The 12,172-nt window shown below is 71.9% G+C and carries 13 protein-coding genes; 4 read left to right on the top strand and 9 right to left on the bottom strand.

From position 1 onward, the window contains the following. Positions 1 to 40 precede the first annotated feature (40 nt). Positions 41 to 1,033: an alpha/beta hydrolase gene (locus tag H9651_RS00500; RefSeq protein ID WP_191717149.1), complete on the bottom strand. Its 993-nt coding sequence runs from the start codon at positions 1,031 to 1,033 to the stop codon at positions 41 to 43. 89 nt (positions 1,034 to 1,122) lie between these two features. On the opposite strand from H9651_RS00500, the gene H9651_RS00495 reads away from it, so the two are divergent. Continuing rightward, the gene (locus tag H9651_RS00495) at positions 1,123 to 1,449 is read left to right on the top strand and encodes a helix-turn-helix transcriptional regulator (RefSeq protein WP_191717148.1); all 327 of its coding nucleotides are present in this window, start codon (positions 1,123 to 1,125) and stop codon (positions 1,447 to 1,449) included. Beyond that, entirely contained in the window at positions 1,446 to 2,597 is a 1,152-nt protein-coding gene (locus H9651_RS00490) for a hypothetical protein (RefSeq protein ID WP_191717147.1), read from the top strand. Before H9651_RS00495 ends, H9651_RS00490 begins: the two co-directional genes overlap by 4 nt. On the opposite strand, the gene H9651_RS00485 is transcribed toward H9651_RS00490, so the two are convergent. The 4 genes from H9651_RS00485 to H9651_RS00470 form a co-directional block, all read right to left on the bottom strand. Further along, positions 2,548 to 3,921, bottom strand: coding sequence for an FAD-dependent oxidoreductase (locus H9651_RS00485; RefSeq protein ID WP_191717146.1), 1,374 nt, complete (start codon positions 3,919 to 3,921; stop codon positions 2,548 to 2,550). The genes H9651_RS00490 and H9651_RS00485 overlap by 50 nt on opposite strands. Positions 3,922 to 3,983: 62 nt before the next feature. After that, the gene (locus H9651_RS00480; RefSeq protein ID WP_191717145.1) at positions 3,984 to 5,045 is read right to left on the bottom strand and encodes a polyprenyl synthetase family protein; all 1,062 of its coding nucleotides are present in this window, start codon (positions 5,043 to 5,045) and stop codon (positions 3,984 to 3,986) included. 62 nt (positions 5,046 to 5,107) lie between these two features. Beyond that, the gene (ubiE, locus tag H9651_RS00475; RefSeq protein ID WP_225216238.1) at positions 5,108 to 5,782 is read right to left on the bottom strand and encodes a bifunctional demethylmenaquinone methyltransferase/2-methoxy-6-polyprenyl-1,4-benzoquinol methylase UbiE; all 675 of its coding nucleotides are present in this window, start codon (positions 5,780 to 5,782) and stop codon (positions 5,108 to 5,110) included. Between the two features lie 66 nt (positions 5,783 to 5,848). Further along, a complete protein-coding gene (locus H9651_RS00470) occupies positions 5,849 to 6,415 on the bottom strand; it encodes a DUF402 domain-containing protein (protein WP_191717143.1) in 567 nt (188 codons plus the stop codon). A 29-nt stretch (positions 6,416 to 6,444) separates the two neighbouring features. Here H9651_RS00470 and H9651_RS00465 point away from each other — a divergent pair, with 29 nt between their 5' ends. Then, on the top strand, positions 6,445 to 7,698 hold the full coding sequence (locus tag H9651_RS00465; RefSeq protein ID WP_404802979.1) for an isochorismate synthase: 1,254 nt from the start codon (positions 6,445 to 6,447) through the stop codon (positions 7,696 to 7,698). 9 nt (positions 7,699 to 7,707) lie between these two features. On the opposite strand, the gene H9651_RS00460 is transcribed toward H9651_RS00465, so the two are convergent. The 3 genes from H9651_RS00460 to H9651_RS00450 all read right to left on the bottom strand — a co-directional run bounded on the left by H9651_RS00460 (position 7,708) and on the right by H9651_RS00450 (position 10,795). Beyond that, entirely contained in the window at positions 7,708 to 8,571 is an 864-nt protein-coding gene (locus H9651_RS00460; RefSeq protein WP_191717141.1) for a PPK2 family polyphosphate kinase, read from the bottom strand. 71 nt (positions 8,572 to 8,642) lie between these two features. Next, a complete protein-coding gene (gene menD, locus H9651_RS00455; protein WP_191717140.1) occupies positions 8,643 to 10,436 on the bottom strand; it encodes a 2-succinyl-5-enolpyruvyl-6-hydroxy-3-cyclohexene-1-carboxylic-acid synthase in 1,794 nt (597 codons plus the stop codon). Beyond that, positions 10,433 to 10,795 carry a PLD nuclease N-terminal domain-containing protein gene (locus tag H9651_RS00450; RefSeq protein ID WP_191717139.1) on the bottom strand — a complete coding sequence of 121 codons (363 nt, stop codon included), beginning with the start codon at positions 10,793 to 10,795 and terminating at the stop codon, positions 10,433 to 10,435. Before H9651_RS00450 ends, menD begins: the two co-directional genes overlap by 4 nt. Positions 10,796 to 10,872: 77 nt before the next feature. On the opposite strand from H9651_RS00450, the gene H9651_RS00445 reads away from it, so the two are divergent. After that, positions 10,873 to 11,166 (top strand): DUF4229 domain-containing protein, encoded by a 294-nt coding sequence (locus H9651_RS00445; RefSeq protein ID WP_404802975.1) that lies wholly within the window; start codon positions 10,873 to 10,875, stop codon positions 11,164 to 11,166. A gap of 1 nt (position 11,167) precedes the next feature. Here H9651_RS00445 and H9651_RS00440 read toward each other — a convergent pair whose 3' ends face one another. After that, complete coding sequence (locus H9651_RS00440; protein ID WP_191717137.1) at positions 11,168 to 12,145, bottom strand: 1,4-dihydroxy-2-naphthoate polyprenyltransferase; 978 nt, start codon at positions 12,143 to 12,145, stop codon at positions 11,168 to 11,170. Between the last annotated feature and the right edge of the window lie 27 nt (positions 12,146 to 12,172).

Raw genomic sequence — 12,172 nt, 5'->3', positions numbered from 1 at the left:
CGGCATCCCCATAGAGCCGTTCATCGCTCCAGCTTAAAGATCACACCCGGCCGAGCGCCCCGCGGGTGAGCCAGGCGCGAAGCGCGGCGTAGGCGTCGGCTCGCGGCTCCGGCGCGGAGAGGAAGAGGTCATGGATGCCGCGGGCGATGCGGTCGACGCTCACACGACTGCCGATGCGCGTGGCGGCCTTGGCGATGTCGTCGACGACGAGCACCGAGTCTGCGGAGATCATCTCGGGCGCCCAGATCAGCGGGTTGGACGAGCGGGTGGAGAGCATCACGAGGGCGGGGCAGCCGACGTCGACCCCGGCCGCGATGCGGCGGTGCCCCTCGAGGATCGCCATGAGCCATCCCGGGTGGGTCGGAAAGCCGCGGTCGGGCCGCCACACCGCCCGCTGGTCCATGTCGGGAAGCGACCCCAGCGCGGTCTGCGCACGGGTGTAGAAACCGAGGTCGACGGCCGGCTGCGTGCCCAGCGGGTCGAGCCGCGCGCGCACCTGCACGAGCGGGGCGATGGCCTGGCGCCCGATCGCGCCGAGCTGCAGTTCTAGCCAGGGGCTGTTGAGAACGAGCGCCGCCGCGCGGCCGGGGTGTCGCGCCGCCCACAGGGTGAGGGTGAGCCCGCCGGTGGAGTGACCGAGCAGCACGAGACGGCGGGGATTGGCGGCATGCTTCGCATGCCCCATCGCCGTCAGCGCGGCCCCGATGTCGACGTCGTACTCGTCGAGGCTCGTGATGTAGCCCGGCGTCTGCCCCGTGCGCAGGCTCCGACCGTACTTGCGCAGATCCAGCGCGTGGAACCGCGCACCGAGGTTGTTCCAGAACTGCGCCAGCTCGGTCTGGAAGAAGTAGTCCGACCAGCCGTGCACGTAGAGCACGTCGACGTCGCGCAGCGGGCCGGTGAACCGGGACGTCAGCGGCGGGAGGCTGCGCACGAGCGTGGCGATGAGCGGGCCCTCCGCGTCTTCACCGAACGGGATCGTGAGGCTCTCGAACGGCTCCCCCAGGATGTCGGTGACCCAGTGCTCCGGCATGCGGTCAGCCTATCGGTGGGGCGTCGCCACCGCCCGGGGGTCACCGAACACCCTTGCCGCGGCTATCTCTATATACCTAGACTTCGAGGGTGAAGCCACTCTCCCGCGCCACACCGGCCACCGCCGACGTGCTCGACGCGCTCTTGACCGCATCCGAGCCGGTCTGGGGACTGCAGCTCGTCAAGGCCACCGACCGCCCGGCGGGCTCGGTGTACCCCATCCTGGAGCGGCTGGAGCGGCTCGGCTGGGCGCAGTCCGAGTGGGAGGATGCCACCGACCGCCGCGGCCCCCGCCGTCGGCTCTACCGTCTCACCGACGATGGTGCCGCCGCCGCTCCCGCCGCGATCGCGCGCGCGCGACGGGTCAGAGCGGTGCGCGCCGCGAGCGTCGAGCGCACGGCCGGAGTGATCGCATGACGTTCACGCGACAGCTCGTGACCCTCATCGTCGCCACACTGCCCTGGGGCGTGCGAGAGCGATATCGCGAAGAATGGCTGGCCGACCTCGACGGCGCGGCGGAACTCGGCATCCCCACCGGTGCCGTCGTCCGCGGCGCCGCCGTGACCGCACTCACCCTCGATCGCGCCGACTCCGCCACCAGCGGCATGCCGCGTCTGGATCTCGCGCGACGGCGCGGCCGCTGGGCCGCCGCCTTCGGTTCGAGCGCGATCATCCTCGGAGCCGGCACGCTCTTCACCGGCGGGCTGCGCTCGTTCGAGCGCGAGCGGATTGCCGGCGGTGCCGCTCTCGCCGCCGTCGGCACGGGTCTCGAAGTCGCGGCCGTCGTCCTCGGTGCGCTGGCCCTCGTCTTCGCGGTGGGTGCGGTCGCCGTCGGCGGTCTCCCGATGCGCCGGCTCGCCGGCGCCGTGCTGCTGCTCGTCGCGGTCGGGGCGGCGGCCGCACTCAACCCCGTGGCGCTCGTGATGGTCGCGCTCCCCGTCGCCGCGTTCCTCTCCCTGGCAGTGCTGACAGGGGAAGGGCGGCCCGCACCACGCCGTCTCCGGATCGCCGTCGGGACGACGATCGCCGTCGCCGCGCTCGCGTTCGTGGCGCTGACCGTGGTGCGGATCGCGGTGTGGAATCCGCTCGCCCGGGCGCCCGGGCTCACCCTCGATCAGATCTACACCGAGATGGTCCAGGCGAACCAGCTGTCCCCCGCCGCGGGGACCTTCCTCGCTGCATGGGCGGCGGTGTGGGCGGTGGTGGCCCTCGCCCTGCCCATCGCGTGCCTCGTTCCCGCTGCCGCGGGCTGGTTCACACTGCGCCGCCTCGCCGTGGTGGGCTGCGCGATGCTCGGACTCATCATCGCCACCAGCTGGATCGCGGGCTTCGGCATCGGCATGGCGCTGGCCGACACGTTCCTGACCTCGGGAGGTGACGCCACGATCGGGGGTGCAGTCCTCACGGTCGCGGGCCAACTGGCCCTCGCCGCGACGCCTCTCATCGCGCTGGCCCCCGCACGCCCGCACACGGCAGCGCCCGCGGCGGTCGCCTGGCGCGCGAAGCCGGCCCGGGCTACTCGCCGCGTGAGACCGCGATCATCTCTTCGCGCGGCACGACCTTGATGCGGGGACGCCCCTGCGTGGCCCCGCGGGCGACCTCGTACTCGTCGAGGCGGTGCCACCCGTCGAGGTCGGTCCACTTCACGCCACGGGATGCCAGCAGCTCGGGGATCGCCTCTTCGGCGGGGTCCTCGGGGTCCCACCACGAGCCCTGGTCGTTGATGATGTGGCTGACCGTCTCCATGGCATCGGACTTGGTGTGGCCGATGAGGCCCACCGGTCCCCGCTTGATCCAGCCGGTCGCGTAGACGCCGGGCACCCGCTCGTTCGAGTCCTTGCGCAGCACCTGACCCTCGTGGTTCGGGATGACACCGTGGCGCTTGTCGAACGGCACGCCCGGCAGCGGCGAACCGAAGTAGCCGACCGCACGGTACAGCGCCTGCACGGCGACCTCGCGCAGCTCGCCCGTGCCTTCAACGCCGCCCTGGCCGTCGGGACGGGTGCGCTCGTACACGAACGCGGTGACGCGGCCCTCGGCATCCTTCTTCACCTCGACGGGCCTGGCCCAGAAGTGCAGATGCAGCCGGCGCGATGCCTCGCCACCGGCGTTGTTGACCGACGGACGCTGGCGCCACGACTGCAGCACGCGGTCGATGACCATGACCTGCTTGTTGCTGGCGACAGCGGCCTTGGACGCCTCGTCGTAGTCGAAGTCCTCGTCGTAGACGACCATGTCGACGTCGCGCAGCTCACCGAGCTCGCGCAGTTCGAGCGGGGTGAACTTCACCTGTGCCGGACCGCGGCGACCGAACACGTGCACGTCGGTGACGGGCGAGGCCTTCAGCCCCTCGTAGACGTTGTCGGGGATCTCGGTGGAGAGCAGGTCCTCGGGGTGCTTGACCAGCATGCGGGTGACGTCGAGGGCGACGTTGCCGTTGCCGATGACGGCGATCGACTCGGCCTCCAGCGGCCAGGTGCGCGGCACGTCGGGGTGCCCGTCGAACCAGCTGACGAAATCGGCCGCACCGAACGAGCCCTCGGCGTCGATCCCGGGGATGTCCAGCTCGGTGTCGCGGATCGCGCCGGTGGCGAAGATGACCGCGTGGTAGTGACGCTTGAGGTCATCGAGGGTGATGTCCTCACCGAACCGCACGTTGCCGAACAGGCGGATGTCACCGCGGTCGAGCACCTCGCGCAGCGCCGTGATGATGCCCTTGATGCGCGGGTGGTCGGGCGCGACGCCGTAGCGGACCAGGCCGTAGGGCGCCGGCAGCTGCTCGAACAGGTCGATCGACACGTCGAAGCGACGCTCGGCCTTGAGGATGATGTCGGCGGCGTAGATTCCCGCGGGGCCGGCTCCGACGATGGCGAGTCGCAGCTTGGTCATGGTGGTCCTTTCGTGGTCGACACCGGGACCGCGGTCCCGGCCCGTCGAAGGGGCGGATGCCGTCAGCTGGAGCGATCCGCGACGGCGCGCGCGAACCGCGTGAGCGCCTCGCGCACCGCACCGTCGGGGATGGGTGCGAGGGCGTCGATCGCGGCATCGGACCACTCGCCGGCGAGCGCCTGCGTCGCGGCGGTCGCCTCGTGGTCGCGCAGCCGCGCGAGCGCCCCGTCGAGGATGGCGGGGTCGGCACCGTCGGCGATGTCGGCGACCCCCTGGTCGATCTGTGCGTGCAGCGCCGCCGAAGCGGCATCTGTGCGCTGACCGAGCAGCAGATACGGCATGGTCGGTACACCCGCGCGCAGGTCGGTGCCGGGCACCTTGCCGGTTTCGTCGGGGTCGGCCGAGAGGTCGATGACGTCATCGAGCAGCTGGAACGCCACTCCCGCTCGCTCGCCGAACGCGATGAGGGGGGCTTCGAGCTCGGCGGGGCCGTTGCTGAACGTCACGCCGGCTTGAGCGGCTGCTGCGATGAGCGATCCGGTCTTGTCGGCGAGCACCTGCAGGTAGAAGGCGACGGGATCGTCGGAGGCCTGCGGGCCGACCGTCTCGTGCATCTGGCCGAGCACCAGGCGCTCGAACGTGTCTGCCTGCAGGTGGATGGCGCGTTCGCCGAGCGCGGCCATGATCTGGCTGGCGCGGGAGAACAGCAGATCGCCGGTGAGGATCGCGACGTTGTTCCCCCACACCGAGTGGGCGCTGGGGACGCCGCGACGCACGTCGGCACCGTCCATGACGTCGTCGTGGTAGAGCGAACCCAGGTGGGTCAGCTCGAGCGCGGTGGCCCCGGCGATGACGTCGTCGGTGATTCCCTCGCCCAACTGGGCGGTCAGCAGCGCGAGCATGGGGCGCACGCGTTTGCCGCCGGCCTCGTACAGGTACCGGGTGGTGGCATCGACGAGCTGATCGGTGCTCTTGAGCTCGGCGGCGATCTTCGCCTCGACGCGGTCGAGGCCCTCATCGATCACCGAGATGAGCTTGCGTCCGCGGGGTCCGGCGAACACCCGCTCGGTCAGCCCGAGACGGCCGGCCAGGCGCGTACCCGGCGCAGGGAGGCTCGCAGTCACGCTCTCCAGCCTACCGGGGTCACGGGGAGCACTGCTTCGCCCGACGGACGCACGGAAGAGTCTCAGCCGACCGGGGCGACGAGGGGCTTGCGGGCGCGGTGGAGCGCGACGATGCCGAAGGTGAGGTCGCGGTGGGCAACGGTCGACCATCCGGCCTCCCGAAGCCAGGCGCTCAGGGTCGTCTGGTCGGGCCAGTCGCGGATCGACTCGTTGAGGTAGTCGTACGCGGCGGCGTTGGAGCTCATGGTGCGCGCGACCACCGGCAGCACGCGGTCGTTGTAGAAGCGGTAGAGCCCGGCGAAGACGGGCGAGCGGGGGTGCGAGAACTCGCAGATCACGAGCCGGCCGCCGGGCGCGGTGACCCGCAGCATCTCGGCGAGGGCCTTCTTGGGCTCGTTGACGTTGCGCAGGCCGAAGGAGATCGTCACGGCATCGAACGCGTCGTCCTCGAACGGGAGGGCGGTGGCATCCGCCTCGACGAACGAGAGATTCTTCACACCACCGTGTCGGCGCTCGCCCTCGGCGATCATGCCGGGCGAGAAATCGGCGGCCACCACCTCGGCGCCGCTGGCGGCGAGCGCGACCGAACTCGCACCGGTGCCGGCGGCGAGATCGAGGATGCGCTGGCCGGGGCGGGGGGCGATCGCCCGCGTCGTCGCGACGCGCCAGAGCTTGTCGTTGCCGAGGCTGAGCACGGTGTTGGTTCGGTCGTAGGCCGGGGCGACCTCGTCGAACATCCCGCTGACGCGAGAGGGGTCCTTGCCGAGGTCGGCGCGATGCGGGTCGGAGGTCACGCTTCGATCCTACGGCGCGGCGTGCGCCGGCCCCTCGAGTCCGGCGAGCCGGTCGAACCACCACCGGGCGGTCGCCTCGTCGAACGGCGCCTCGTGTGTGCGCACGCGGGCCTCCAGCTCGATCGCCGCGGCTTCGAGCCGGTCGACGACAGGCAGTGGGTAGCCGTACGCCACCCGGTGGTCGTCCCATTCGTCACGGTCGTCGATGTAGATCTCGCCGCTGGCGCGTTCGACGACGTCGAGATCCATGTCGATGCCGGCCGGCTCCGCATCGATCCACTCCACCGCCCACGCGAGGTCGATGTAGATGCGGGTGCGGTGCGGGGCCGCGTTGACCGTCAGTACCCAGTCCCCGTCGGGCGGCATGAGGGTGACGTTCGGGTGGACGGCGAGGAAATCGCGCCCCGGGCGAACGCTCCGATCCCCCACCCGCTGACCGAACCAGTCGCCCCACCGGTCCTGGCCGAGGTAGATGCACTCGTGCACCCAGTGCGCCCCGCCGTCCCATTTACGCCAGCGGAACAGCAGCGGCGTGCCGGGGAGGGGCCGGGCGGATGCCGCGGGGATCGCGTTCATCTTCGCGAGTCTAGGCTTGAGGGGTGACTGTGACCCCGCCGCGCCTCGTCGTCCGGACGCGGGAGATCGACCATGTCGAGGACCTGCTGCCGTATACGTCGCCAGACGATCCGACCGCGTGGATCCGCCGCGGCGACGGGATGGCGGGCGCCGGAGAGGCGTATTCGCTGCGTCACCGCGGCGCAGAGGCTTACGCCGCCCTCGCGATGCAGTGGAAGCAGCTGTCTGCCGCCGCCGACATCGACGACCCGGTGCAACTGCCCGGCACGGGGCTCATGGCCTTCGGCGCCCTTGCGTTCGACCCGCGCTCCGCGCACGACAGCGTGGTGCGGGTGCCGCGCGTCGTGGTCGGCCGCCGCGGCGGGCGCTCGTGGGTCACCACCATTCACCGCGACGGCGAGCACGCCGCCGCGCCGACCCTCGCCCCGGCCCCGTACGGCCCGCATTGGTCGGGCACCCTCGGCCCCGGCCGGCAGTCGCCGGAGGGGTATCTCGCCTCGGTCCGCGCGGGCCTCGAGGCGATCGGTGCCGGCGAGGTCGAGAAGGTCGTGCTCGCCCGCGACCTCGACGGCACGGTGCCCGGCGGCGCCGACCTGCGCCGCCTCGCCCGCGCGCTCGGCTCCGATTACCCCGACACCTGGATGTTCGCCGTCGACGGCCTCATCGGCGCGAGCCCCGAGACCCTCGTCACGGTGCACGGCGGCACGGTGACCGCCCGGGTGCTGGCCGGCACGACGCCCCGCGGTGCCGATGCCGATGCCGACACCGCCGCGGCCTCCGCCCTCGCCTCCAGCACCAAGGACCTCGACGAGCACGAGTTCGCGGTGCAGAGCGTGCTGGCCTCGCTCCGCCCGCACCTGCGCGCGCTCGCCGCCGGCGACGCCCCCTTCACGCTGAAGCTGCCCAACGTCTGGCACCTCGCCACCGACGTCGAGGGTGAGCTGAGCGGGGCGGCATCGGCCCTCGACCTGGTGCGCGCGCTGCATCCGACCGCGGCCGTCGCCGGCACCCCGACGCGTGCGGCGATCGAGCTGCTCCACCGGCTGGAGCCGTTCGACCGCGGCCGCTACGCCGGGCCGGTGGGCTGGATCGACGCCCACGGCGACGGCGAATGGGCGATCGCACTGCGGTGCGCGCAGTTCGACATCGAGGGCACCGCCGACGGCGCGGACATCCCGGTGACGGCGTATGCCGGCGCGGGCATCGTCGCGGGCAGCGACCCCGAGACCGAGCTCATCGAGACGCGCGTGAAGTTCCGCCCCATCGTCGACGCGTTGGCGTAGGCCCGCCGGTCAGGTCGCCGCGAGGCGCTTCTTCTCCGCCTCGATGTCGAACGACGCCGCCGGCCACTGCGGATCGATGCGTTCCAGAGCCTCGAGCACGAGCTCCTGCACCGCAAGCCGGGCGTACCATTTCTTGTTCGCAGGCACGACGTGCCAGGGCGCAGCCCCGATCGAGGTGCGGTCGAACACGATCTGGTAGGCGTCCATGTACCGCTCCCACAGCTGGCGTTCGTCGACGTCACCGGGGTGATACTTCCAATGCTTGTCGGGCCGCTCGAGTCGCTGCGACAGCCGCTTCTTCTGCTCACCGGGCGAGATGTGCAGCATGACCTTGACGATGCGCGTGCCGGTCTCGGTGAGCCGGCGCTCGAAGTCGTTGATGGCGCCGTAGCGGCGCTCGATCTCGTCGGGCTCGGCAAGGCCGCGCACCCGGCCGATCAGCACATCCTCGTAATGGGAGCGGTCGAACACGCCGATGTACCCGGCCTCGGGCACATCCCGCTCGATGCGCCACAGGAAGTCGTGGGCGAGTTCCTCTTCGGTCGGCTTCTTGAACGCCTTCAAATGGATGCCCTGCGGATCGGTCGTGCCGATGACGTGCCGCACGATGCCCCCCTTGCCCGCTGAGTCCATCGCCTGCAGCACGAGCAGCAGCGAGGGCGTGCGCGGGTTCTCACGGCTCTGCGCGTACAGCCGCTCCTGCAGCCCGTCGAATTCCGCGGCACCCGCCTGGAGATCCTGCTCGGCGTCGCTGCGGTCGCCCCCGAATCCCGGGGTGGCGGCGGGGTCGACGTCGGCGAGCCGAAAGCCCTCCCCCACCCGCAGCAGCTCGACCGGGTCGCCGTTCCAGTGCTTCTGACTTCTGGCTGTCATGCCGCCATCATGGCGGATGCCGCAGCCGCGCGGAATCCGCTTGCACGCAGCAGCCGCGGGGAATGGTGCGCTCAGCGCGGCAGCGGGACCTCGATCAGCTGCCGGCCACCCACGGGCGAGGTCAGCACCTGGTCGAGCGCGGCGCGGGTCGTCACGCGCTGGTACTCCCACCCGTATGCGGTCGCGAGCTGCTCGAGGCGCGCGGTCTGCGGGGTGTACAGCACGCGATCCATCGCGTCGGCCGAGGCGACAGCGGCGACTTCGAGTCCGTCGAAGATCGTGCCGCCGCCGTCGTTGCCGACGATCACCTGGAGACGCGGCTCGTCCTCGCGCGGCGGCAGCAGGAGAGCCCCGACGTCATGGAGGAAAGCGAGATCGCCCAGCAGCAACCGCGTGACCCCGGGCACGGCGTCACTCTGCGAGGCCAGCGCGATGCCCAGCGCCGTCGCGACGGTGCCGTCGATGCCGGCGAGGCCGCGGTTGGCGTGCACGGGCACCTTCTTGCCGCCGAGCACCGCGTCGGCCACGCGCACGAGACGCGACGAGCCGAACATCAGCCGGTCGTGCGGCCACGTCGCCCGCCACACGGCGTCGACGAGCGACTCGCGGTCCAGGGGCGCGCGGATGGCGGAGAGCTCCGCGGCGATGGCGCCCAGGCGCTCGGCGGGTTCGGTCGAGGCCAGCCCGTCGGCATCGGGCGCGGGTGGGGTGAGGTCGACGGATGCCGCGCGCGAGGCGCGCAGCCAGTGTCCGAGCCAGTCTCGGTCGGCCGTGCCCGCCGCGACGCCCACGGCACCGGCGGCGGTGGTCGTGCCGTTGAGGTTGAGGGGTTCGCCGGGGCCGCGCACCGCGACCACCTCGACGTCGGGGCGCGAGAGCAGTGCCACCGCCTCGCGGCTGAGGGTGGGGTGCCCGAACACGACGGCGCGCTCCACCCGGCCACCGAGTTCGGGGTCGCGCAGCAGCGCACGGTAGCCGTGCACGAGGTTGCGGCCGAAGCGCGCGCCGCTGACGATCTCGGCCACGAGCGGCCACGAGCCGCGGTGGGCGAGCTCTTCGGCCGCGGGTCCGGCGTCGGCGCCGGCGATGACGATCGTGCGGGGGCCGGGGGCGAGCAGCAGCGGCGCGTCGTCGGCGTCGACGGGCACATCGGCCTGGCCGATGCCGCCACCGCCCTGGTACAGCGCGCCGGACACGTCGTCGGCGTCCTCGAGGGGTGCGGACTCGCTGGGCGGGGTCGTCGCTGCCGCGTCGTCCGTGCGGGCGGGCAGCCAGTGCGGCAGCGCGCCGCCCAGCGGCTCGCGCACCGGAAGGTTCAGGTGCACGGGACCCGCGGGCCGGCTCCCCCACCCGAGGCTCGCGGCGTAGGCGTCGTCGGCGACGCCGCGCACCATCGCCGTCTGGTCGGCGGCGCCGTCGGCATCGGTCTCGTCGGGCACCGGCAGATCGGCTTCGAGCCGCGCACAGGCGGCGAACATGCCGGGCTGACGGGTGGTCTGGTTGGCGCCGACGCCGCGCAGCTCGGGCGGACGGTCGGCAGTGAGCAGCACGAGGGGCACCCCGGCGTGGTGGGCTTCGAGCGCGGCGGGGAGCAGGTTGGCGGCGGCCGTGCCGGACGTGCAGATGACGGCGGCGGGCACGCCGGTTTCGCGGCCGATGCCGAGCGCTGTGAACCCGGCGACGCGTTCGTCGATGCGCACGTGCAGGTGGACGAGCCCGCGCGCCTCGAGCTCCGCGGCGACCAGGGCGAGCGCCTGTGAGCGGGAGCCGGGGCTGAGCACGATGTGCCGCACGCCCGACTCGATGAGCCGGCCCAGCAGTGCCGCTGCGGCATCCGTCGCCGGCGCGTGCGTGCCGATGCTCATGCGTCGGTGGGTCGTTGCGGCGGGTTTCCCGACCGAGGGTCGTCGTCTTCGGAGTCGAGGGCCTTCAGCTCTTCCTCGATGCGCCGGATGCGCTCGTCTTGATCACGGATGTCGCCGATGCGCCCCAGAAACTCGGGATCGTCGTCGGGCGCGCGCACCCGGGGCACCGTCGATGCACGAGAGCGGCCGATGGTGAACCAGAGCAGGCCGCCGACGACAGGCAGGGCGATCACGATGAGCATCCACATGGGCTTGCTCACACCGCGATGACGGGACGGATGCTGCACGGCGCAGTCGACGACGCTGTAGACCCAGAAGACTGCCAACAGCAGCGCAACGATGAGAAGGATACGCGCCACGGTTCCATCCTAGGCGCGCTCGGGGTGCCGGGCGCCCTCCGTGACCGAACCGAGGCCGCGCCGACGCGACGCCTAGGATGGAAGGCGTGAAAGCACGCCCCGCGATCGTCTATTCGGTGCTGCGACTGTTGGCATTCCTGGTGCCGTTCGGCCTCATGATGCTCTCGCCGGTGCTGCGCGAGTACTACTGGCTCGCGGCGATCTTCGCGGCCCTCATCGGTCTCAGCCTGTCGCTGCTGTTCCTGCGGCGCCCCCTCGCGGAGGCGACGTCCGGTCTCCCCGAGCAACGCGTCCGGCGCACAGGCGCCCGCGACGACGCCGACGCCGAAGATGCCGCCAGCGACGCACTCGGCGACGACACGGCGCGCTGAGTCACGCCGCGAAAGCCCACATCAGCACGGCGCCGTACGCGAGCGACGTCAGCGACGTCACGCCGAGCGCGACCACCAGCTCACGCGGGAGCCGATAGGTCCACACGATCAGGATGGCGGCGGCGGCGGGGATGAGTGCCAGCATCGACAGCCACGCGATCGGGTAGACCAGCGCCAGAAGCGCGGCGATGGCGAACGGCACGAGCAGGAACACCGTGAACAGCACCTGCGTCGCGCGCTTGCCGATGCGCACCGTCAGGGTGCGCTTGCCGGCGACGCGGTCCTGGTCGATGTCGCGCAGGTTGTTCGCCAGCAGCACCGCACACGCCAGCAGCCCCGCGCCCACCGCACCGAGCCACGCCTCCTGCGGCACGACGCCCACCTGCACGAACGCGGTACCGGCGGTGGCGACCAGCCCGAAGAAGACGAAGACGACCAGCTCCCCCAGACCCGCGTAGCCGTAAGGTCGCTTGCCGCCGGTGTAGAACCAGGCCGCCACGATGCAGACGGCGCCGACGGCCAGCATCCACCAGTGCTGGGTGCGGATGACGATCGCGATGCCGGCGAGCGCGGCGATGGCGAAGAACGCCAGCGCGACGATGAGCACGGTGCGTGCCTGCGCCTTGCGCGACGCGGTCAGACGCGCGGGGCCGACCCGGTGGTCGTCGGTGCCACGGATGCCGTCGCTGTAGTCGTTGGCGAAGTTGACGCCGATCTGCAGTGCGACGGCGACGGTGAGGCAGGCCAGCGCGAGCACCCAGTGCAGCTGGCGGTCCACCAGCAGCGCCCCACCCGTGCCGATGAGCACCGGCGTGACGGCGAGGGGCAGGGTGCGCAGCCGCGCCGCGCCGATCCAGTCGCCCAGCGTCGCCTTCTGCGGCGTCGCGGGGCCGCGCGCGGCGGTTGCCTTCTGCGGATTGCCGCGGGGCTTGCGTTTCGATGCCGACGTCGAGCGCTTCTTGCGGGTAGGTGCTGCCACGAGCAGTCAGTTTAGGCGGTCCTCATG

The sequence above is a fragment of the Microbacterium pullorum genome, assembly GCF_014836535.1.
In the GTDB taxonomy this organism is placed as follows: Bacteria; Actinomycetota; Actinomycetes; order Actinomycetales; family Microbacteriaceae; genus Microbacterium; species Microbacterium pullorum.
Note: the sequence above shows the minus strand (reverse complement) of the source record. Positions and strands in the feature narration are given on the sequence as shown.

Bases quoted from the DNA above. Each gene is read 5' to 3' on its own strand.
- H9651_RS00500 (WP_191717149.1), bottom strand. From the start codon at position 1,033: ATGCCGGAGCACTGGGTCACCGACATCCTGGGGGAGCCGTTCGAGAGC.
- H9651_RS00490 (WP_191717147.1), top strand. From the start codon at position 1,446: ATGACGTTCACGCGACAGCTCGTGACCCTCATCGTCGCCACACTGCCC.
- H9651_RS00485 (WP_191717146.1), bottom strand. From the start codon at position 3,921: ATGACCAAGCTGCGACTCGCCATCGTCGGAGCCGGCCCCGCGGGAATC.
- ubiE (WP_225216238.1), bottom strand. From the start codon at position 5,782: ATGTTCGACGAGGTCGCCCCGGCCTACGACCGAACCAACACCGTGCTC.
- H9651_RS00470 (WP_191717143.1), bottom strand. From the start codon at position 6,415: ATGAACGCGATCCCCGCGGCATCCGCCCGGCCCCTCCCCGGCACGCCG.
- H9651_RS00460 (WP_191717141.1), bottom strand. From the start codon at position 8,571: ATGACAGCCAGAAGTCAGAAGCACTGGAACGGCGACCCGGTCGAGCTG.
- menD (WP_191717140.1), bottom strand. From the start codon at position 10,436: ATGAGCATCGGCACGCACGCGCCGGCGACGGATGCCGCAGCGGCACTG.
- H9651_RS00445 (WP_404802975.1), top strand. From the start codon at position 10,873: ATGGAAGGCGTGAAAGCACGCCCCGCGATCGTCTATTCGGTGCTGCGA.